Annotated in this window: 20 protein-coding genes and 6 tRNA genes; 5 read left to right on the top strand and 21 right to left on the bottom strand. The window is 49.0% G+C overall.

Going from position 1 to position 21878, the window contains the following annotated elements; genetic code table 11:
* Positions 1-3 precede the first annotated feature (3 nt).
* Entirely contained in the window at positions 4-525 is a 522-nt protein-coding gene (locus tag AC4PHM_RS15770; RefSeq protein ID WP_492018676.1) for a cob(I)yrinic acid a,c-diamide adenosyltransferase, read from the bottom strand.
* Between the two features lie 152 nt (positions 526-677).
* Here AC4PHM_RS15770 and AC4PHM_RS15765 point away from each other — a divergent pair, with 152 nt between their 5' ends.
* Complete coding sequence (locus AC4PHM_RS15765) at positions 678-1487, top strand: NRDE family protein (RefSeq protein WP_492018675.1); 810 nt, start codon at positions 678-680, stop codon at positions 1485-1487.
* Here AC4PHM_RS15765 and AC4PHM_RS15760 read toward each other — a convergent pair.
* From AC4PHM_RS15760 to AC4PHM_RS15680, 17 genes are all read right to left on the bottom strand, one after another.
* Complete coding sequence (locus AC4PHM_RS15760; RefSeq protein ID WP_492018674.1) at positions 1438-2376, bottom strand: AEC family transporter; 939 nt, start codon at positions 2374-2376, stop codon at positions 1438-1440. The genes AC4PHM_RS15765 and AC4PHM_RS15760 overlap by 50 nt on opposite strands.
* 273 nt (positions 2377-2649) lie before the next feature.
* The gene (locus tag AC4PHM_RS15755; RefSeq protein ID WP_291405604.1) at positions 2650-3249 is read right to left on the bottom strand and encodes a nitroreductase family protein; all 600 of its coding nucleotides are present in this window, start codon (positions 3247-3249) and stop codon (positions 2650-2652) included.
* Between the two features lie 122 nt (positions 3250-3371).
* A tRNA-Arg gene (locus AC4PHM_RS15750) sits at positions 3372-3448 on the bottom strand.
* Positions 3449-3485: 37 nt separating this feature from the next.
* Positions 3486-3561, bottom strand: a tRNA-Lys gene (locus AC4PHM_RS15745).
* Between the two features lie 4 nt (positions 3562-3565).
* A tRNA-Gln gene (locus AC4PHM_RS15740) sits at positions 3566-3641 on the bottom strand.
* A 9-nt stretch (positions 3642-3650) separates the two neighbouring features.
* Positions 3651-3726 (bottom strand) — tRNA-His (locus tag AC4PHM_RS15735).
* Positions 3727-3744: 18 nt separating this feature from the next.
* Positions 3745-3818: transfer RNA gene (locus AC4PHM_RS15730), tRNA-Gly, on the bottom strand.
* Between the two features lie 8 nt (positions 3819-3826).
* Positions 3827-3903, bottom strand: a tRNA-Pro gene (locus AC4PHM_RS15725).
* Positions 3904-4062: 159 nt separating this feature from the next.
* Positions 4063-4551 (bottom strand): metallophosphoesterase, encoded by a 489-nt coding sequence (locus AC4PHM_RS15720; RefSeq protein WP_492018673.1) that lies wholly within the window; start codon positions 4549-4551, stop codon positions 4063-4065.
* Positions 4552-4569: 18 nt separating this feature from the next.
* The gene (locus AC4PHM_RS15715) at positions 4570-5190 is read right to left on the bottom strand and encodes an XTP/dITP diphosphatase (RefSeq protein ID WP_492018672.1); all 621 of its coding nucleotides are present in this window, start codon (positions 5188-5190) and stop codon (positions 4570-4572) included.
* Positions 5183-5929 (bottom strand): ribonuclease PH, encoded by a 747-nt coding sequence (rph, locus tag AC4PHM_RS15710; RefSeq protein ID WP_492018671.1) that lies wholly within the window; start codon positions 5927-5929, stop codon positions 5183-5185. Before rph ends, AC4PHM_RS15715 begins: the two co-directional genes overlap by 8 nt.
* A gap of 75 nt (positions 5930-6004) precedes the next feature.
* Entirely contained in the window at positions 6005-7003 is a 999-nt protein-coding gene (locus AC4PHM_RS15705) for an AIR synthase family protein (protein WP_492018670.1), read from the bottom strand.
* A 195-nt stretch (positions 7004-7198) separates the two neighbouring features.
* Positions 7199-8803, bottom strand: coding sequence for a peptide ABC transporter substrate-binding protein (locus AC4PHM_RS15700; RefSeq protein ID WP_492018669.1), 1605 nt, complete (start codon positions 8801-8803; stop codon positions 7199-7201).
* 312 nt (positions 8804-9115) lie between these two features.
* The gene (locus tag AC4PHM_RS15695; protein ID WP_492020526.1) at positions 9116-10120 is read right to left on the bottom strand and encodes an ABC transporter ATP-binding protein; all 1005 of its coding nucleotides are present in this window, start codon (positions 10118-10120) and stop codon (positions 9116-9118) included.
* An 11-nt stretch (positions 10121-10131) separates the two neighbouring features.
* Positions 10132-11148 carry an ABC transporter ATP-binding protein gene (locus tag AC4PHM_RS15690; protein ID WP_492018668.1) on the bottom strand — a complete coding sequence of 339 codons (1017 nt, stop codon included), beginning with the start codon at positions 11146-11148 and terminating at the stop codon, positions 10132-10134.
* 17 nt (positions 11149-11165) lie between these two features.
* Positions 11166-12365: an ABC transporter permease gene (locus tag AC4PHM_RS15685; RefSeq protein WP_492018667.1), complete on the bottom strand. Its 1200-nt coding sequence runs from the start codon at positions 12363-12365 to the stop codon at positions 11166-11168.
* 11 nt (positions 12366-12376) lie between these two features.
* Positions 12377-13297 (bottom strand): ABC transporter permease, encoded by a 921-nt coding sequence (locus tag AC4PHM_RS15680; protein ID WP_492018666.1) that lies wholly within the window; start codon positions 13295-13297, stop codon positions 12377-12379.
* A gap of 693 nt (positions 13298-13990) precedes the next feature.
* Here AC4PHM_RS15680 and AC4PHM_RS15675 point away from each other — a divergent pair.
* The 4 genes from AC4PHM_RS15675 (at position 13991) to AC4PHM_RS15660 (ending at position 18500) form a co-directional block, all read left to right on the top strand.
* Positions 13991-15916 carry a sigma-54-dependent Fis family transcriptional regulator gene (locus tag AC4PHM_RS15675; RefSeq protein ID WP_492018665.1) on the top strand — a complete coding sequence of 642 codons (1926 nt, stop codon included), beginning with the start codon at positions 13991-13993 and terminating at the stop codon, positions 15914-15916.
* 161 nt (positions 15917-16077) lie between these two features.
* On the top strand, positions 16078-17817 hold the full coding sequence (locus AC4PHM_RS15670; RefSeq protein WP_492018664.1) for an aldehyde ferredoxin oxidoreductase C-terminal domain-containing protein: 1740 nt from the start codon (positions 16078-16080) through the stop codon (positions 17815-17817).
* 68 nt (positions 17818-17885) lie between these two features.
* Entirely contained in the window at positions 17886-18221 is a 336-nt protein-coding gene (locus tag AC4PHM_RS15665; protein WP_492018663.1) for a MoaD/ThiS family protein, read from the top strand.
* A 54-nt stretch (positions 18222-18275) separates the two neighbouring features.
* A complete protein-coding gene (locus tag AC4PHM_RS15660) occupies positions 18276-18500 on the top strand; it encodes a MoaD/ThiS family protein (RefSeq protein ID WP_492018662.1) in 225 nt (74 codons plus the stop codon).
* Between the two features lie 122 nt (positions 18501-18622).
* Here the strand turns inward: AC4PHM_RS15660 and gatB are convergent, their stop codons facing one another.
* Genes gatB through gatC form a run of 3 tightly spaced genes read right to left on the bottom strand, consistent with a single transcriptional unit; the run spans position 18623 to position 21846 of the window.
* Positions 18623-20062, bottom strand: a complete 1440-nt coding sequence (gene gatB / locus AC4PHM_RS15655) for an Asp-tRNA(Asn)/Glu-tRNA(Gln) amidotransferase subunit GatB (RefSeq protein WP_492018661.1) — start codon at positions 20060-20062, stop codon at positions 18623-18625.
* 11 nt (positions 20063-20073) lie between these two features.
* Positions 20074-21537: an Asp-tRNA(Asn)/Glu-tRNA(Gln) amidotransferase subunit GatA gene (gatA, locus tag AC4PHM_RS15650; RefSeq protein ID WP_492018660.1), complete on the bottom strand. Its 1464-nt coding sequence runs from the start codon at positions 21535-21537 to the stop codon at positions 20074-20076.
* Positions 21538-21558: 21 nt separating this feature from the next.
* A complete protein-coding gene (gene gatC, locus AC4PHM_RS15645; protein WP_492018659.1) occupies positions 21559-21846 on the bottom strand; it encodes an Asp-tRNA(Asn)/Glu-tRNA(Gln) amidotransferase subunit GatC in 288 nt (95 codons plus the stop codon).
* Between the last annotated feature and the right edge of the window lie 32 nt (positions 21847-21878).

The following is a 21878-nucleotide window of genomic DNA, read 5'->3' as shown; positions in this document are numbered from 1 at the left end:
TTATTAGCAATCTATACCTTCCCGCGAAAGCACACCCTGTCTGTAGTAATGTTTAACCTCTTGAATTTCACTGACCAGATCAGCCGCTTCAATTAAACGTGCAGACGCATAACGGCCTGTCAAGACAACCTCAACATGCGCCGCTTTCATCTTTATCGCGTCCAATACGTCATCCTCTGTCAGAAGTTTAAAGTAGACCGCAATTGTGACTTCATCTAAAATTACAACATCAATATCTCCACTCTTCATGATAGATTTGCATTTTTCCAGTCCGTTTTTTGCACGCTGAACGTCATCTTCATCCGGATTTCGATCTATATAGCAAGTTGTCCCGAACTGCTCGATCTCAATCCCGGGAATATATTCTGAACACTTTGTTTCACTATATGCCATACCTTTGACGAATTGCCCAATATAGACTTTCTTTCCAGACATAGCCGCACGGAGAGCAAGTCCAAAAGCAGCTGTTGTTTTACCCTTGCCATTGCCTGTATAAATGTGAATATAACCCTTTCCCGTTTCCATTATGCTCCTCCCCACCCGGATCAACTAGAATCAGTTTTGTTGAAGTTCACGCGTTTGACCGGTTCAATTATTCAATATGCTGCAAATCAGGTGATGCCTTCATTCAATTGGGTATTATTCCATCAGTTGAATCCAAGACAAGGAGAATGCTTATGTGTATTGCCTGGATTGCTTATCACTTTCACCCTGAATACCCCGTCATTATCGCAGCAAACCGCGACGAGTTTTTTTCACGCCCTACTGCAGCAGCTTCGTTTTGGCCAGATCAGCCAGGCATAGCTGGCGGCAGAGATCTTAAAGATCAAGGCACATGGTTTGCGTCAGATCAGTACGGACGTTTTGGGCTTTTAACCAACCACAGGGACTTTACGCTTCATAAAGAGGCCGCTCAGTCCAGAGGCATTCTGATCCCCAGCTACCTCAACAAGTCAGAGCCTGCTCCAAAGTATCTTGATAAAATTCTGGAAGATGCTTCAGATTTCAATCCGTTTAACCTAATCCTTCGAGACGAATATGGACTTTATCACTTTGATAATGTCCGCAGACAAATAACCAAACTTACCCCCGGCCTGTATGGATTATCCAACGCATTCCTGGACACGCCCTGGCCAAAACTGCTTCGCGGAAAAACCAAATTTTCAGAAACGCTCTCGAAATCTCCTGTACAACTTAACCCCGAGATGTTTTTGCCGCTTCTTAAGGACAATCAGATAGCGCCAGATCAAGACTTACCTTCGACCGGTCTCGACCTGGAGTTGGAAAGAAAGCTGTCGTCAATTTATATCGATGCCGGTACTTATGGCACACGCGCCCATACGGTCTTCATGATCGACAGAAAGGGTTTCGTCACACTCTTTGAGCAAAGCTTGCTGCACGATGCTGCCGGCTATACAAACTGGCGTACAACCGTGCTTAAATATACGCTAATTGCTTCAGAACGAAGATCATCACAAACATGGTAAGAACCGAAAAGGCTGAACCAAAGACAATTAATTGGGCAGCCAATTCTCCGTCTGCCTCCATTTGCTGCGCCATTGTGAATGATGCTACGGCAGCCGGAGCACCGTAGAGCACCATCAAGGTGATCAGTTCAATACCGCGGTAACCTGCGGCTATGGAGATGGGGATAAAGACCATCGGCAAAACAATCAGTTTTCCTATTGTACCTATCAGAATGGGGCGAAGGGCGCCTTTGACAGACCGAAAAGACATGGTTCCTCCAAGGAGAAACAGCGCGAGGGGTGTCGCCACGCGGGAAAAATCAAGGGCAGTTTTCTCCAGCGGATATGGCAGGCGCAGACCCAAAACGAGGAGCATCAACCCGAAAGCCGACCCAATAATGTTGGGATTAGTAATTACGCCTCGAGCGATGCGCGGCATATCAATTCGTCCGCCTCTAAAAATTTCTAAAATAACGACAGAAATGGCATTGTTAAGTGGTACGGTGATAGCAATAATCAGCGCCGCGATACCGACCTGATTGGGCGGTGCTAAAGCCTGCGCTACAGGAATGCCAAACAGTACAAAGTTGCCGCGAAAAATGCCTTGAATGAGGACCCCTCGTCTGCGATTGTCCTTTTCCAGAACAGGGATCAGGATGAACAAAACACCCAGCACAGCTGCCAATGTGCCAAGCGCATAAATCATCAAGGGAATGTTGAGAACCGATTTGAGGTCTGTGCTATAAATATTGTAAAATAGGAGTGCCGGGAGAAAAAGCCTAAAGCAGATCCCATTCATAACCACCAAAGTACGGTCGTCCAAAACTCCGAGTTGTTTCATGAGATAACCAGTAGCCATTGCCAGGAACAGGGGCATGACGACGTTTAATGACAATATTAGGTTTTCCATATAAAGCCCCTCACCTCCCTTCCCTTACACTTACGAACTATTAGCGATATAGAGCTCAAACCAAATCCTTATATATTTACCATCTTACCATTTTACCTGGCCTTCGGCATTATTCAATTCTTTCCATTTCATACGCGGTGCGTTTTTCCTGATCCTTTTCTAGATTTTTGCTTTCAAACAAATCCCTTATAGCAAAACAATAATTTAAATTCAACAAAATAGCCGTCTGCGAGGTTTGCACATACGGCTATTTTTGTGCCTATATCTCACGCACTATTTTACAAGGATCACGGTCCCCTCACGCCTTGGTGCGGCTTTTTTCTCAGGACCGCCATTATAACCAAGCGCCGCGGACCCATAGCAATGCTCATTTTCAGGGATCCCCCATTTGGTGAACAGTTCTCTGATCTCCGGGAAATCGCTCATTCTTGTAAGCAGATTGATCCAGCAAGACGAAACACCCAGAGAATGTGCAGCCACGAATATATTTTCAAGGGCTGCAGCGCAGTCCGCAGCGGGTGAAGATACCGCCGGGTCTTTGGCACTCGTCACAATCACGAGTGTTGGCGCATTATAGAAAAAATTGAAGTCAGGTTTATTCTTAAAATGCTTTGCCTGATTTTTCAAAGGTATTGAAACCGAATCATCTTCAGGCAGATTCAACAGAACCTGCTTAGCTGCTTCGTTTAAGGCTCTCAGTTCGTCTTTATTCTGTACCGCAGTGAAGTGCCACTCCTGAAGTCCCATCCCGCTAGGCGCGAATGTCGCGGCTTCCAGGATAGTCAGGAGTTCTTCCTCCGGAACCTGATCTTCTTTGTAGATTTTAATGCTCCTACGGGTCAGAATGGATTGAATAGTTTCATTGGTCAGCACTTTGTTTTCCTCCTTTGAATAATATTTCATTTTATTCCGACACTATTATATAGATTATAACTTGGATTTACACGAAAAAAACACAGTCCCCTTGACAGGAGACTGTGTTATGTGGTTATTGTTGGTGCGCCCGGAGGGACTCGAACCCCCGACCAACTGGTTCGAAGCCAGCGACTCTATCCGACTGAGCTACGGACGCAAGGAGGTTAATGTGTTGCTTGAGCCTGTATAAAGAATGGTGACCCATCCGCGGCTCGAACGCGGGACACCTTGATTAAAAGTCAAGTGCTCTACCGACTGAGCTAATGGGTCACATTGGCTGGGGATGCAGGACTCGAACCTGCGAATGACGGAGTCAAAGTCCGTTGCCTTACCGACTTGGCGAATCCCCAAAGTTTAAATGGGGCGGCTGATGGGAGTCGAACCCACGTATACAGGAGCCACAATCCTGTGTCTTAACCACTTGACGACAGCCGCCATGAAGGATGAAAATAGTGGAGCGGGTGAAGGGTATCGAACCCTCGCAACCGGCTTGGAAGGCCGGGGCTCTACCACTGAGCTACACCCGCGATATTAATGGTCGGGGCGGCAGGATTTGAACCCGCGACCCTCTGATCCCAAATCAGATGCGCTACCAAGCTGCGCTACACCCCGAACTGACAAATACGATTATACCTCAAAGATTCGGGACGAGTCAACCTTTTTTCTAGTTTTTTTATGGAACTTATTTTTCCAGTCATTAAAACACCACAAAAGCTTGCAAACATCACATTCATCAAGCTATTCAGCCCTTGTTGACAGGCAGCAGTCAATCTAAAAATTTGTAAGTTGGCACGTAAAAGTACCCTTCTCAATTGTCACTATGCCATAGCCCGGTTTACCACCACGGGGTCTTGCGGGACTCCCCGGATTTAAAAAAGTGATGCTGTCATGGCTCAGATTTAACGCAGAATGAGTGTGTCCAAACAGAACCAGATCCGCCTGAGTTTCCTGAGCCCGGTAGAAAAGTTTGTTCAGGGTATATTTGACGTCATAGCGGTGTCCATGTGTCAGAAGGATTCTGACACCCTCATAAAGAAGAAGTCTCTCTTCCATCCGGTCGTCAGGCATCAAACCGGCTTGATGCAAGTCCGGCACATTGCCTGTTACTGCAGCAGTTTCTATAGGCATGCCTCTTATGACTTCAAGATCAGAGGCAAAGTCACCGCAATGAATGATGACCGACGCGTCCCGGTTGGCTTCAAAAGCCTTCTTAATCCAGCTTTTCTCACCATGGGTGTCACTGATCACTATCAGTTTCAAGGCACAATCACCCTTTCCTCAGTCTTCATACACTACACCAAAATCGTAGTCTTTTTCCAAAAGACTTCGAAGTTTCATTATTGCCCTGCCTCTGTGGCTGATGGCATTTTTTTCTTCGCTGCTGAGTTCCGCAAAGGTTTTATCCAGGGCTTCAACATAAAACAGCGGGTCATAGCCAAAACCGCTGCTGCCGCGTTCTTCAACCAGGATATGCCCTTCAACTTCCCCACGCGCAGTCAGAATGTGAGCCTCATCTACATAGAATGTAATGACTGTCACAAACTTTGCGGTTCTGCCGCTCTCAGGGACGCCTTTAAGCGCTTCAATTAATTTGGCGTTGTTGGCCTTGTCGCTTTTGGGTTCCCCCGCATAACGGGCAGAATAGACGCCAGGTGCGCCATTCAAATGATCTACCATCAACCCGGAGTCATCCGCAATGGCTGGATACCCTGTTAGGTCAGCCACTACCTTAGCTTTACGAAGCGAATTAGCCTCAAAGGTGTCCCCCTCCTCCGGAATGTCCAGTCCCGCCAAGTCTACGTCACTCAGAGAAAGCAGCTCGAAATCAAATTCTGAAAGCATAGCTTGCAGCTCTTTTAGCTTATGGCTGTTGGAAGACGCCAAAACCACCTTACTCATGGGCCGTCCGCCTTCCCAACTCATCTGTCAATGCCTTCTGCTGCGCTTCAATCATGCTTCTGATCCCTTTTTCAGCGAGTTGCAGCAGACCATCAAGCTCCGCCCTGGAAAACGGTCTGGCTTCGCCCGTCCCTTGAAGTTCAATAAATTCTCCCTTGCCGTTCATGATCACATTCATATCCACATCCGCTGAGGAATCTTCAACATAACAAAGGTCGAGCAGCGGTGTGCCGCCGCAGACACCCACACTGATTGCCGCCACCCAGTCTGTCGTTGGCAGCTGGGACAGCAGCCCCTTATCCATCAGTTTTTCCATAGCCAGCACCATAGCCACATAGGCACCTGTAATTGAGGCTGTTCTGGTACCGCCATCCGCGGAAATGACGTCACAGTCAATCCAGATAGTCCTCTCCCCCAAAGCTTTTAAATCCACAACAGACCGCAGGCTTCGACCAATCAGTCTCTGAATTTCAGAGGATCTGCCATCAAGTCTCCCCTTTGTAATATCCCTCTGCTTCCTCTGCTGTGTCGATCCCGGCAGCATAGCATATTCAGCCGTGACCCAACCGTTGCCGGTACCTTTCATAAACGGCGGTACCTTTTCCTCCACCATAGCCGTGCAAATGACTTTGGTCGCGCCCAGCTCAATCAGCACCGCGCCGTCCGGGTGCTGCAGAAAATGCGTTGTCAGCCTGACCGGCCTTGCCATGTCGTGTGTTCTTCCATCCTGTCGGATCATAGAGTGCCTCCTGTATGATTCATTTCTACTATTAATTTTAACACATTTTATACCGAATCGTACATTGAGCTTCCCCTAGAAACCAAGCACCCTGTAAAGGGGATCCACGTCCGGTTTGCCGATGGTCACTATCTCCACATCCGCACCAATCATTCGACGCTGGTCAGGATCCGGCTCTATGACGCCAATGCGGCGCAGCGCTACGCCTTGTCGAATCGCTTCAGCCTCGAGAATCTGGGCTTTATCCGGGGAGATCGTCATCAGCATACTGCCGCTGCCAATCATACTCAGCGGATTAAACTCAAAGACCTCCGCGAGCTTTCTGGTGATCCCGGCAATAACTATCTCCGAACCCCATATGGTACAACCGGTTCCGGAGGCTTCACACACCTCCCAGATCGCACCTAAAGTTCCGCCTTCTGTGACGTCGTGCATAGCACTGACGCCTGCCATTCTGCCCAAGCGGCCTTCCTTCAGCACAGAAAGAGACTGCTGGAGGCCCTCCAGCTCTGCCTCATCCTCTTTGCTGAGCAGAACTGCAAGCATATCAGACTTTTCAGCAGCAATGATCACGGTGCCTTCCAGGGCTGCTGACTTGGACATGTAAATCCAGTCCCCCGGCTTTGCCCCCGCAGTGGAAATCAGTTCTCCGACCGGAACCTTTCCAAGGGCGGTCACCGAGAGCACCATACGTGTGACAGCACTCGTTACCTCTGTGTGGCCGCCTATCACTGAAACCCCAATTTCCTCAGCTGCTTCAGCAATTTCCTCCATCATGGCTTCAATCTCATCCAATGTGGCGTGAGTCGGAGCCAGGAGCGTTACTGTCAATGCTAAAGGTTCAGCGCCACTTGACGCCAGGTCATTGCAGGACACATGAACAGACAGTTTGCCCGAGCCTTTGGTTGCCCCCGTGATGGGATCTGTCGTTACCACGCAGGCTTCGGAACCGAATCGAATCGCCCCACAGTCCTCACCGACACCCGGTCCCAGAAGAATGTCCTCAGAATTTAATTTTATCTTTGAAAGTACGGAATGCTCCAGCACTTCGTTATCCAGTTTGCCTTCTTTCACAGCGCGTCACCTCGAATGAAATTCTAGAATCAGTGTAACACAGGTCGCCTGACGGCGCAAAAAAGAAAAAGCGGCTCAACCGGTTGTTCACCGTGTTGAGCCGCTAAATGCACTAATCATAGTTTCTCAGAGTCTGGGTTCAAAGTGAACCACTTTTTCAAATCCGAATCAGCTGGACTAAATCCTTAACTGAAACTATTTCGTTACGTCTGCAAAACCAAAGAACCAAGTACTTCTGGTTGAAAGATCCCATTCAGTAACATACTCTTTAACCATGACTGGGTTTGTATAGTAGTAAACCGGGATTACAGGCATACCTTCCATGAGAAGCTTGTCAGCAATATAAAGCTGTTCAAAACGCTCTTTACCTGTAAGTGACTTGGAAGCTTCGATTGCTGCGTCATAATCCGGATTGACCCACTCACCATAGTTCATAGGGGAACCCTCAATAAACATACCGAGGTAAGTCATAGGGTCAGAGTAGTCGCCAACCCAACCGCCGCGAGCAATTTCAAAGTCGTGGTTCGTTCTTGTATCCTGGAAGACTGCCCATTCCTGGTTAGCCAAAGTGACGTTGATGCCAAGGTTTTGTTTCCACATTTCCTGAATAGCTTCAGCAATTGCTTTGTGGCCTTCGGAAGTGTTGTAGAGAAGTTCAAACGCAGGGAATCCAGCGCCATCCGGATAACCGGCTTCAGCAAGGAGTGCCTTAGCTTTTTCTACATCTGCAGTACCGTCTTCTTTGAAACCATGGAATCCGGATTTCACGTTAAATAAATTGCCTTCAGCGTCGTAGTCCGTGCCTGGGATCATAGAGTGTGCAGGAGTTTGGCCTGCTTTTGTAACAGTCTCAACGATCGCTTTGCGATCAATTGCGTATGCGAGCGCCTGACGAACTTTCACGTTGTCGAGCGGCGCAACTTTTGTATTGAAAGAGAAATAGTAGACAGCATCCTGAGGGAAGACCATAAAGGTTGGGTCCTCAGCCATGAGTCTTGGAATCTCCGCAGTTGGCATGTCATCAAGGATATCGATTTCGCCCGCTTCGTATGCAGTAAGCGCTGTAGACTGGTCGTCGATCAAAAGACCTTCGATTTTGTCAAGCTTGACTTTATCAGCCTGCCAGTAGTTCTCGTTCTTGACCATGACGATCTTATCGCCTTGAGTGTAAGACTCAAGTTTGAAAGGACCGTTGACGACTGAAGCAGCAGGGTCATATGCCCATGCGCCGTCAGCGCCTTTAGCGACCGCATCTTCACGAACCGGGAAGAAAGTGTAGAATGCAGTTAAGCCAAGGAAGTATTCCGTAGGGACTTTGAGAGTAACTTCAAAGGTCATGTCGTCGATCGCTTTGAACGTATCTACGTTAGCTTCGCTGAAAATCCATGAATATTCGGAAGCAGTCGCAGGATCGAGAACGCGTGTCCAAGCATATTCAAAATCTTTAGCTGTGACAGGCTGGCCATCAGACCATTTCACGTCAGGACGAATTTTAAAAGTATAGACCAAGCCGTCATCACTGACCGTGTAGCTCTCAGCCATAGCTGGCTCAAGCTTGCCGCCCAATTCTCTCATAAGACCTTCAAACATGTTGTTGATGACGTGTCCGCCGTCGCTCGCAGCATTCAGACCTGGATCGATGGTCTTAGGACCGGAGGAACCAATGTTCCATACCAGAACTTTTGGTGCAGCAGGTTCTTCAGCAGGTGTTGCAGGTTCTTGAGTCGTTCCGCCGCAGCCTGCAAGCAAGCCAATAGCGAGTACGAGAACCATCAGTAATGCCAAGTTCTTTTTAAACAAACAAATCCCCTCCATTATCTAGTAGTGTAATGCTCTATTTATCAGCGCAGCTCACAGGGATCCCACTCCCGTGTTAACGCAAATAAATCAGTGTGGATTTGGATACGACAAAATCTTAGCATTTAACTTAAATTTTAAGGATATTTTAATATTAATGTAAAATTATCGAGGGTTCAAGGCGTCGAGACAAAACAATATTTAAAATTTTGTAACAATTCGAAATCATCAGTGTTTGCATAGACGCTGACTTTTGCTGATTTCGTCACATTTTAGTCAATGTTATAACTATTCACATGGCGAATAATTATTTAATCACGCTTTGCCTTTGTCCATCAAATGACAGGCGACCATGTGGCCCTCGCCCATATCCTGGAACGCCGGCTCTTCGACTTTGCAACGGTCAAAAGCATATTGGCAGCGCGTCCTGAACCGGCATCCGGATGGCGGATTGATCGGACTCGGGACATCCCCCTCAAGTACAATCCGGTGTTTGGCATGGGTCACTTCCGGATCCGGAATTGGGATCGCAGAGAGAAGCGCCTGGGTATAAGGGTGCATAGGCTTCTCGTAAAGCTCTTTGCTGGAAGCAAGCTCTACCATTTTCCCAAGATACATGACGCCAATGCGGTCTGAGATGTGCTTAACCATGGACAAATCGTGAGCAATGAAAAGGTAAGTCAAACCAAATTCTTGTTGAAGGTCTTCCAGCATATTGACGACCTGAGCTTGAATGGAGACATCCAGCGCTGAAATTGGCTCATCACAAATGATGAAATCTGGTTCAACCGCCAACGAGCGTGCTATGCCAATCCTCTGGCGCTGACCGCCGCTGAACTCATGGGGATACCGACTGGCGTGATCCTTGCTGAGTCCGACGCGCTCCAGAAGGTCATAAATCATTTTCTGGCGTGCTTCCCCAGTTGCAATGTTGTGAATATCAATAGGCTCACCAATGATATCTCCCACTGTCATCCTTGAGTTCAAAGAGGCGTAAGGATCCTGAAAAATCATCTGCATTCTCTTTCTGAAAGGTTTTAACTCATTTTCATCCATGCTGCTGATTTCTGCACCATCGAAAATGATCTCACCTGCAGTCGGATTGTAAAGCCGAATAATCGTTCTGCCCGCTGTGGACTTTCCACAGCCGGATTCACCAACCAGTCCCAGGGTCTCTCCTTTGTAAATATAAAAACTGATGTCATCCACTGCCTGAACATTCGTCTTTTTAGTTCCGAAGATCCCTTTGTGGATAGGAAAATACTTCTTTAGATTTCTAACTTCCAATAGTATTTCTCTCGGAGTCGTTTCATTCATCATTTTTTCCATTATTACTTCATCCTCCTGACACCCGTATCGAGCTCCCAAGTTGGGGCATCCTGATGGTAGAGCCAGCATGCTGCTTTGTGACCAGGACGCCGCTCATGGTACTCAGGCTGATGCTCGAGACAGACTTTCATGGCATAAGGACAACGGGCAGCAAACGGACAGCCCTTTGGCGGTTTGATCAGATCCGGCGGCGAACCCGGAATTGGCACCAGCCGCTGCTTGTGACCAAGGTCCAGTCTTGGGATAGACTTCAGGAGTCCCATGGTGTATGGGTGAAGCGGTTCGTAAAAAATGTCCTCGGCGCGGCCTTCTTCCATTATCAGTCCGCCATACATAACGATGATTCGGCTGCAAACATCCGCAACGACGCCCAGGTCGTGAGTGATCAGAATAATGGAGGTGTTGACCTTTTTCTTAAGGTCTTTCAGGAGCTCGAGAATCTGGGCCTGAATGGTGACATCAAGCGCGGTTGTCGGTTCATCCGCAATCAGAAGGTCCGGCTGACAGGAAAGCGCAATGGCGATCATGGCACGCTGCCGCATACCACCGCTGAATTCATGAGGATAGTTGTCCACCCGTGTTTCCGGAGAAGGAATGCCGACGAGTTTCAACATCTCAATGGCGCGCTCTCTGGCTTCAGCTTTGCTGACTTTCTGGTGGCGGATCACCGCCTCCATGATCTGATTGCCTATGGTATACACCGGATTGAGAGAGGTCATAGGATCCTGGAAAATCATAGCGATCTGATTGCCGCGAACGCTCATCATCTCCGCTTTCGATTTCTTGACGAGGTCCTCACCTTTGAAGAAGACCTCTCCTTCTTTTATGGTGCCCGGGTATTGAAGCAGTCTCATGACCGACATAGAGGTAACACTCTTTCCGCTGCCGGATTCGCCGACGATGCCAAGGGCTTCTCCTTTGTCAAGGTGAAAACTGACACCACGTACAGCTTGAACTTCACCGACATGCGTATAAAACGAAGTCTTCATATTTTTGACTTCAAGTATTTTTTCCGTCATCTGTTCGTCGCTCCTTTCTATTTGCGAAGTCTTGGATCGAGTGCGTCTCGCAGACCGTCCCCAAGGAAGTTAAAGGAAAGGACCGTCATACTGATAAAGAAGGAAGGCACAAACAGCTGATAAGCATAAGTTCTGAGCCCGCCCATGGCGTCACTCGCCAATGTTCCCCAGGAAGCCTGAGGGGCACTGACGCCAAGACCTATAAAGCTAAGGAAGGATTCCGTAAAGATGGCACTTGGCACCATCATAGCCAGGGAGACAATGATTGCGCCCATGGAGTTTGGAATCAAATGGCGTACCATGATTCTCCACGGACTCGCACCCAGGGTTCGTGCCGCCAAAATGAATTCATTCTCTTTAATACTGAGGACCTGACCCCTGACCAGACGCGCCATTCGGACCCAATAAACCGATCCCAGCGCTATGATAATGGTCATAAGCCCCGCACCTAAAACTACCATCAGCAGTATGACGTACAGCATGAGCGGAATCGTATCGACTATGTCGACAACCCTCATCATGAAGTTGTCCACGCGGCCTCCAACATAGCCGGAGACACCACCGTAGATGACACCTATAAAGAATTGCACAATCGTGGCGACAAGAGCGATCAAAAGTGAAATTCTGGCGCCGTAGAGGTTTCTGACAAAGATATCTCTGCCCAAGGTATCCGTGCCGAACAAATAAGTCTTATTCCATACTGTCTTATCTGCGGTTTCATTTGGCTGACCATTAATTGTTAAAGTAAATTTGGGGGCATTGGGAACATCTTTGTTGATGGCGGCAAGTTTATAATCAATGACAATTTCATTGCCGTTAAATTCAAATTCACGTGTTTTATTGATGACGTCTTCTTTGGTATGCTGAATGCGGCTCAAGATTTCTCCGGATTCAGAGACTTCATAAAGACGGTACTCTTTGTGAACATGGACAAAAGATCCGTCTTCAAGCTTATGGAGCTCAAGACGAGGTGGCATGTTCGACATGTTGAGATCCTGGTCCGAGTATGAATAGGGTGACAAGCTCGGGCCAACAATGGCTGCCAATGCCAGAAGAAAGATCGCAGCAAGACCAATCATGGACAAATGATTTTTCTTGAGGCGCCGCCAGGCATCCTGCCAATAAGTCAAACTCTTTCGGACAATCTTGTCCTTCTCCCGGTCCTCTATGACGATTGGCTCCCATAGGTCCGGTGTTATTTTAAATTGATCTGTCATGGTCAGCCCTCCTAATCTCCGAGTTTGATTCTTGGATCGATAAATCCGTAAGCGATGTCGACCACGAAAATCATCGTGATGGAGAAGGCGGCGTAAAAGATCGTCGTGCCCATCAGAACCGTATAGTCGCGGCTGCTGACACTTTCGACGAAATATTTGCCCATGCCGGGAATCGCAAAAATCTTTTCAACAATAAAGGATCCTGTCATCATTGCTGCAATCATTGGGCCGAGATAGGTGACAACCGGGATCAGAGCGTTCTTGAGAGCGTGCTTGACAATGACGACGATCTCAGGAAGACCTTTGGCTCTGGCTGTTCTTATGTAGTCCTGCTGCATGACTTCCAAGACACTCGATCTGGTCAGACGTGCAACGAAAGCCAGCGAAAAACCACTAAGCGCAATAACCGGTCCTATATAATGCTTCCAGCTGGTCAGGCCGAAGGAAGGCAGCCAACCAAGCTTGGAGCTGAATATAAAGATAAAAAGTGCGCCCAGAACAAAACTTGGGACCGCGACGCCAAGGGTCGCCAGAATGGTGACAAGATAATCCTGCCATTTGTTGCTTTTCAAAGCGGAAATGATGCCCGCCGGTATGCCTAAAGCAACAATTGCCAGCGTGGCGAAGAAGCCCAGCTTTGCGGAGTATGGGAAACCTGCGACAATCAAATCATTGACCGTTGTGCCGACGCGCTTGAAGGATGGACCAAGCTGAAAGGTGAAGACCCCCTTCATGTAGTCGAGATATTGCTTCCAAAGCGGGTCGTCGAGATGATACTTCTCGTTCAGCGCCTGGATGACGGCCTCAGGAAGCGCCTTTTCACTTTGGAACGGGCCGCCCGGTACTGCGTGCATCAGAAAAAAGGTAATGGATGCGACAAAGACAAGAGTGATGATCATGGAGATTAATCTTCGGATGATATACTTGCCCAAATTCTCAGCTCCTTTCAAATAATTTCTAATTCTTTGTGCCTTTGACAAAGTTCAATAATTGCAATCCCATCTGTTGCGACTTGAAATGTGCGGAATTCATTATCAATTTTTCGCGTCACACCTTGCGAGCTGATCGAAATTATTAATTTTCTTTGCCGTTCACGTTAATCCTATATTAATCCACCAGCCCGCAACTATCAATGGCTACAGCGAAATCTAAATTTAAGGTTTTGTAACATTTAGGTAATCTTTTGTACGTCAAATACAGATGTTTTGTGATTTACCAACTCTTCAAGGCAAGAATTTGGCCGATGGTCACGACGCCGCCTATTCGTTTGAAGCACCAGCACTGACATTCTTGCATTTTTTAATAATTATCAAACGTTCATTATTGTGTAAACCAAGGCACCTTCAGCACATACCCCTTACTAAAACACGATTGAAAGCTTCCGTTCCCAGCCTTCTAGCGGAATCGAAGCACCTATGCCGTCTTTCGGTCACCGTTTCATTCTGCTGGATTGTGATCGATGGTGTGCTGTGCTATAATTTGTTCAGAAATGTTCCATTACGTCACAATGTTCAAATTTAGAGCATTATTAATTATCTAACTGCTTACACTCATAACTCAGGTTAGCAGTCAAACGAATACCCAACCTGCCCTATAGTATCAGGTTCAAGCAGGAGGTCATTGCTGTGAAAAAACCATCTTCGACCAAAGAGTTTATCATAAGATCCCATCAGCGCTGCGATGCGCTGAACATCGGGCGGGACAGAGTCTACAGCAAGCGCATTTTGGATGGAGAGCCGCTGTTTGAGCGGCTATCAGATCACCAAGCTCTGATTGGAACTGCAGAGCCCTTCATGAATCAGCTTTATAATTTTGTTAAAGGGACGGATTTCTTTGCACTTCTGACGGACGAAGAAGGCTGCATCCTCTCCATCATTGGAGATGAGTCCATTCTCACCGAGGCATTCTCATACAAAATGATGCCCGGCGCATTCATGGATGAAAACAACATTGGGACCAACGCCATGGGGACAGCCCTGGTGGAGAGAATGCCAGTTCAGGTTTCAGGGGATGAACATTACATTGAGGCTTATCACAAGTGGACCTGCTCCGCTTCACCCATCTGTGACTCCACCGGCAAGATTATTGGCTCCCTGGATCTGACCGGCTATTCCGAGCTGGTTCACCCTCATACCCTCGGTATGGTCGTGGCTGCGGCCAAAGCCATTGAGCGGATGCTTCAGGTTCAGGAATACAATGTCGCTCTGGAAATGGCCAAGCTTTACAACGACGCAATTATTGACAGCATCTCCGCAGGCATTCTGACCGCGGATCTCGACGGCACCATCAAAACCGTGAATCACTTCGTCCCTGATCTCTTCGGGTATACTCAGAGTGAGATCAGAACTATGAAAGTCTGGCAGCTGTTTGAGGGCTGGGAACAGGTTCTGTCTGCCTCATCGGCTCATCGCGGTTTCTCGGATGAGGAGGTTGTGGTCAACTCAAGAAAAAATAAAGCCATGCTTAACTTGAGCACCTACCCCATCATCAACAGCCAAAAAAAATTGATAGACATAATTATGGTCTTTAAAGATGTCAAAAAGATCCGAAAGCTCGCCAACCGGATCATGGGCAGAAAAGCCGTCTACACTTTTGACAAGATCATAGGCGAAAACAGACAGTTTACCAAAGTCGTCGAGTTCGCCAAAAAAGTGGCTGACAGCCGTTCAGGCATTCTGATTCTGGGAGAAAGCGGTACCGGCAAGGAGCTTTTTGCCCAAGCCATCCACAACCACTCCGACCGGCGCGAGGAAGCCTTCGTGGCTTTGAACTGCGGTGCGATTCCAAAGACGTTGATTGAAGCTGAGCTGTTCGGCTATGAAGAAGGCGCCTTCACAGGCGCCAAGACCTCCGGAAATCCCGGAAAATTTGAAATCGCAGATGGAGGTACCTTATTTCTGGATGAGGTCGGTGAAATGCCTCTTGATATGCAGACACGACTTCTCAGGGTTCTTGAAGAAGGCACCATCAGCCGGGTTGGGAGTATGAAGGAATTCGTCGTGGATGTCAGAATCATTGCGGCGACCAACAAAGATCTCAAGGAGGAAGTCGCCAAGGGCAACTTCAGGAAGGATTTATATTACCGTCTGAATGTCCTGCCAATTATCCTTCCACCTCTAAGACAACGCAAGGATGATATCCCACTCTTAATCGAATTTTTCACAGACCGGATATCCAAGCGGCTGAACAAGAAACCCCTGCAGTTGAGTGAGGATCAAATCCGGCAGCTGCAAGACTATGACTGGCCAGGTAATATCCGAGAACTGGAAAATTACATTGAATTGCTGATCAACACCGAGTCCGTGCCGGAGATCAATCGTCTGCAGCCTTTGGATCCTGTTGAACATCCAAGCCTGCCGCTACTGAAAATCCCGCGAGAGCAGGACACTGACCTGCCGCTGAACGAGATTCAGAAGCGCCATATCATCCGTACCCTGAATAAATATAACGGGAATATTTCGTTAAGCGCTAAAGCTTTAGGGATTGCAAGAAATACCCTTTACCGAAATATCGAAGTTTTTAAAATTGATTGTTCAACATTTGATCAGTGATCCGTTTTCGAACAGCTTCGATAGGTAATTATTGTTCAACTTCAGAACACTCTACTTATAAAGTTCATCTGCTTTGCATTAGACCACTTGGAAACAGCGGTCTTTTTATTTGGCATAATACTTGCAATATTAGTTGGCAACAAAGTATAAGGAGGCGTTTTATGAACAAGTTTATCCGCGTGAATATGTCGTCCAAGGAAATCGAGACCCAAGCTGTCCCAAATCAATACATAGGCCTTGGCGGCCGCGCCCTCACCTCCAGCTTCGTCAATGATGAAGTTAAACCAACCTGCCATCCACTTGGAAAGAACAATAAACTGATTTTTGCACCGGGCCTGCTGAGCGGCACCTCCGCGCCAAACTCCGGTCGCTTGTCAGTAGGTGCCAAGAGCCCGCTGACCGGCACCATTAAAGAGTGCAACACCGGCGGTGTCTTTTCTCAACAGATGGCCAAAATGGGCATTAAGGCATTAGTCATTGAAGGCATGCCGGAAGACGACAAATTTTACGTTATCAAAGTCTCTATGGACAACGTTGTCATTGAAGAAGCACCGGCCGAGATTCTGGGCGGTTGCGGCAACTATGACGCCATTGCGTTCTTGACTGAGAAGCACGGGAAAAACGTTGGCATCGCCATAGTCGGTCCTGCCGGCGAGCACCGTCTGCCTTCCGCCAATATATCGTTCAAGGATCCGGAAGGGAACATCCGCAGCGCAGGTCGCGGTGGCCTGGGGGCTGTTATGGGCTCCAAAAAAGTTAAAGCTGTCATTCTGGATGATACTGGCGCGGGCACTGTGCCTATCGCAGAGCCTGAGAAATTCAGAGCCGCCGCGAAAGTCTTCGCAAGCGCCCTCCTTTCCCATCCGGTATCAGGTCAGGGCCTCGCAGCCTACGGCACGGACGTCCTGGTCAATATTCTGAACGAGGCCGGCGGCCTTCCTTCCTACAACTTTACCCAGGGCCGCATTGATCATAATGACGTCATTTCCGGCGAAACCATGAACGCGACCATTACTGAGCGCGGCGGCGACGGCAAGGTCTCCCACGGCTGCCACAGAGGTTGCATAATCAAATGCTCACAGTGGTACCCGGACAAACAAGGCAAATATATCACAAGCGGCTTTGAGTATGAAACGATTTGGGCTCTCGGCGCTGACGCCGGCATCAAAAATCTGGACCTGATCGCCTATGCAGACCGCGCCATGGATGATATTGGCGTGGACAGTATCGAAGTCTCCGTCGCAATCGCGACGGCTATGGAAGGCGGCTTATTGCCTTGGGGTGACGGCGAGGCTGCACTGGACGCAATCAAGCAGATTGCTGTTCCAACCCCACTCGGCAGAATCCTGGGCGGCGGCTGCGCTGTCGTTGGCAAAGTCTGTGGACTTTACAGAACCCCAGTCGTCAAGGATCAAGCGATCCCGGCCTACGACCCTCGAGCTGTCAAAGGCATAGGCTTAACTTATGCCACGACTACCATGGGCGCTGATCATACCGCAGGCTATTGTGTCTCCGGCAACATTCTTAAGGTCGGCGGCGACCTTGACCCGCTCAAAAAAGACGGCCAGATCGAGTATGCCCGGGCTATGCAGATTGGAACTGCAGCGGTTGACAGTACCGGTATGTGTCTGTTTGTCTACTTTGGCATCGCAGACAGCCCTGAAGGCTATCAGGCGCTTATCGATATGATCAATGCGCAATACGGATTGTCCCTGACTTCCGAGGATGTCGACAAGCTCGGCGAATCCGTCTTAAAGGTCGAGCGGGACTTCAATAAGAGAGCCGGATTTACGAATGCTCACGACCGCCTTCCTGAATTCTTTGAGTACGAGGCGCTCCCGCCGCATAATCAAGTCTGGGATTTCACACCGGAAGAAATTGATGAGGTTTACAACTTTTAACAAAGTGTTTTGCGGCCGACATGACCCGCCATGTTGTACATTGAAAGCCTCTGGGAGGGTGATCAGGTATGAGTGATCCAACACCATCGGCAACTGAAATTAGAGGATTCCTTCACCTCGATTCCTTTTTGAGAAAGAAACACGGCACCATGCCTGTCATTCTTCACTTGCTGGAGCCGCTAACCGGGATTCAGCTGGCGGAAAAGCTTGAGATTAAGCTGCACGAGGTCGAGGTCATCTTCGTGAACGGATTTGTTCACGCCTTGGATGCCATCATTCATCCCGGTGATCGAGTCGCCTTCTTACCGCCAGGCTGTCCCGGTCCATACCGGGTTGCCCTCGGCTTCTATGGTAAAAACCAGAAGAACGCCTCCAACTTCAAACTCGTTAAAGAGGATGAATGAGGGCTGTATGATTTTAACTGCAGCGCTTTGTTTAACTAAGAAGAGGATGGGCTCATGAAAATCAAAGTCAAACTTTTTGCCACATTAAGGGCAAAGCACGAAAAAGAGATGGATCTGGAGATTCACGAAACGACAACCCCGGGTGATATTCTCAATCTTCTGGGCATTCCGCAAAGCGAAGCCGCCATCATCATGATTAACGGCAGGCACTGCAAGCTCAATACCCGTTTGTCCGAATACGATACAGTAGCCTTTTTCCCGGCGGTTGGCGGGGGTTGAAGACACCAGGAAAACTTCATAGATAAACAGAAACGAGGAAGCAAACTGCGCTTCCTCGTTTTTATTTGTGGGAGACGGGGACGAATGTCTCTCCCTGCCTCCCACATTTCTTTTCTCTTAAATTACAAATTCTTAAGGGCCTCTGCCAAAAGCTCATTGACCACCTGCGGGTTGGCCTTGCCCTTTGAGGCTTTCATGACCTGGCCCACGAGGAATCCAAACGCTCTGTCCTTGCCGTTTTTATAATCTTCCACGGACTGCGGATTGGCACCGAGCACCGAATCGACAGTTTCCTTAATCAGACTCGTATCTGAGGTTTGAACAAGACCTTCCGCTTCGACTATAGCCTTTGGCTCCCCGCCTTCTTCAAATAGACGGCGGAAGACCTTTTTCGCTGCGTTTTGGTTCAGGGTGCCATCCTTGACCATGGCGATCAGCTCGGCGAACTGCTCAACAGTAAAGCGCAGGGCATCCAGCTCCAGACCTTCCTCCTTGAGACGGCGCATGAGCTCTGTCATAATCCAGTTGCTGGAGAGTTTGCCATCCCCCACACGAATTGCCAAGGTCTCAAAGTAATCCGCCATTTGACGTGTTGAGGTCAAGACGCCGGCATCATACTCAGGAATGCCATATTCAGAAATAAATCTGTGTTTACGTGCCTCAGGTAGCTCTGGGAGCTCCAGCTCCAAGCGCTCGATCCAATCCGCATCAATTTCAAAGTCGACAATGTCCGGCTCCGGGAAATAACGGTAATCCTGGACGAATTCTTTCGTGCGCATATGGAAGGTTTCGTTTTTGGCATCATCCCATCGGCGGGTTTCCTTGAGGGTGTTTTCACCGCGCTCAAGCAGCTCAACGTGGCGCTTCGTCTCAAATTCAATGGCCTTCATAGCCGCTTTAAAGGAGTTGAGGTTCTTGATTTCGGTGATATTACTCTTCACCGTGCCATCCTCGCTGACCACGTTGACGTTGACGTCACAGCGCAGCGAGCCCTGCTCCATCTTGCAGTCGCTGACCTCAATATATTCAAGCGTCGACTTGAGGAGCTCCAGAAACGCGCCGGCTTCTTCAGCACTCGACATATCCGGCATGGTGACAATCTCAATCAGCGGCACACCGCAGCGGTTGTAATCCAGAAGGGATGAGCCATCTTCTGCGTGAAGAGATTTTCCTGTATCCTCTTCAATATGGATCCGCTGGATGCCTATGCGCTTTCTGCCGGCAGCCGTTTCAATATCCACATGACCATGCTCGCAAAGGGGCATGTCATACTGGGAAATCTGGAATGCCTTGACCAGATCAGGATAGAAATAATTCTTGCGGTCCATCTTACTCTTTTTTGCAATTTTGGCGTTGAAGGCCAGCCCCGTCTGAATCGCGAACTCAATGGCCCGTTTGTTGACGACCGGCAGCGTGCCGGGAAGTCCAAGACAGATCGGGCAGCAATGGGTATTGACGTCACCGCCGTAGGTCGTCGTGCAGCCGCAGAACATCTTGGAAGCCGTCGCGAGCTCCGCGTGGATCTCGAGACCGACCAGGGTTTTAAATTTCATCTCTGACATGACTGCGCCTCCTAAAGTGACGGACGCTGCTGCGCGTAGCCCGTATGCTGTTCATAGGCATAGGCTGCACGCAGGATCGTCTTTTCGTCAAAATGTTTTCCAATCAGCTGCATGCCAATAGGAAGGCCCTCGCTGAAGCCACATGGAAGGGACATGGCCGGTACGCCGGCAATGTTGATTGGCACGGTACAGATATCTGACATGTACATTTCCAGCGGATTATCAGTTTTTTCGCCAATTTTGAAGGCCACCGTAGGCGAAGTCGGCGTCAGGAGGACATCCACAGACTCAAAAGCCCGGTCAAAGTCCTGCTTGAGAAGGGTTCTGACTTTCATGGCCTTATTATAATAAGCATCATAGTAACCGGAACTGAGGGCATAAGTGCCCAGCATGATCCGTCTCTTGACCTCTTCGCCAAAGCCCTGGGTGCGGGTTTTGGCGAACAGATCGTTGAAATCCTCGAACTCAGGCGCACGGAAGCCGTAGCGGACGCCATCAAAGCGGGCCAGGTTTGAGCTGCACTCCGAGGAGGCAATGATATAGTAAATTGGCAGCGCGTAGCCGGCATTCGGTATGCTGACTTCTTCCACGGTCGCGCCCAAGGTTTCATAAATCTTGGCAGCGGCGTGAACCGCGTCTTTGACTTCCTGAGCAATGCCCTCCCCAAAGAATTCCTTTGGCAAGCCAATGCGCAGTCCTTTGACGTCATCAATCAAAGCGGCCTTATAGTCCGGCTTTTCCTGCTGGATCGAGGTGCCGTCCTTGACGTCATAGCCTGCAATGGCATTCATCATGATGGCGCAGTCTTCAACGTCCTTGGTGAAAGGACCAATCTGATCCAGGGAACTGGCAAAGGCCACCAGGCCATACCGGGAAACGAGGCCATAGGTCGGTTTGAGGCCTACCAGGCCGCAGAGGGACGCCGGCTGACGGATAGAGCCGCCCGTATCAGAGCCAAGGGACGCGTAAGCCGCACCTGCGGAAACAGAAGCCGCTGAGCCGCCAGAGGATCCGCCTGGCACATAGTTCGTGTTCCAAGGATTGCGCGTGACTTTAAAGGCTGAGTTCTCTGTAGAAGAGCCCATGGCAAATTCGTCCAGGTTTGTCTTGCCTACAATAACCGCGCCGGCTGCTTTCAGCTTCGCGACTACAGTTCCATCATAAGGCGGGCGGAAGTTCTCCAGCATTTTGGACGCGCAGGTCGTTGGAATGCCCGTGGTGCACATATTGTCTTTGATGGCAATAGGCACGCCGTGCAGGTCTCCGAGGTCTTCACCCCGTGCAAAGGCTGCATCAGCTGCCCGAGCGCTTTCCAGCGCTTCTTCTTTTAAAAGCGTAATGAAGGCGTCGATTTTAGGCTCAACGGCTTCAATGCGCTCAAAAATCGCCTCTGTGAGCGCCACAGAAGTGACTTGGCCGTCACGCAGCGCCTGACGGGCTTCGTGGAGCGTCCACTCATACATGTTTTTATTCATCTCCATCTCTCCCAGCGCCCCCTATTCCACAACACGCGGCACTCTGAAGCAGCCGCCGCGCCGGTCAGGCGCGTTGGTCAGAACCGCGTCTCGTTCCAGTGAAGCCTGAATTTCGTCTTCCCTGAATCGGTTCTTTACCGGAAGGATATGATAGGTCGGATCGACGTTTTCTACGTTGACAGCATTAAGCATTTCCACGTACCCGACAATGGCGTCGAGCTTTTCTGTAAAGGCGAGAATTTCATTTTCCTCGAACTCGAGGCGCGCGAGCTTTGCGACATGCTCGACGTCTTTGATGGTGATCGCCATTAAAAGACCTCCGTTTCGAATCAATATTTTGG

It is taken from the genome of Acidaminobacter sp. QWL-03, from assembly GCF_058683855.1.
The sequence above is the reverse complement of the archived record's forward strand: the minus strand, read 5'-3'. Positions and strand labels throughout refer to the sequence as shown.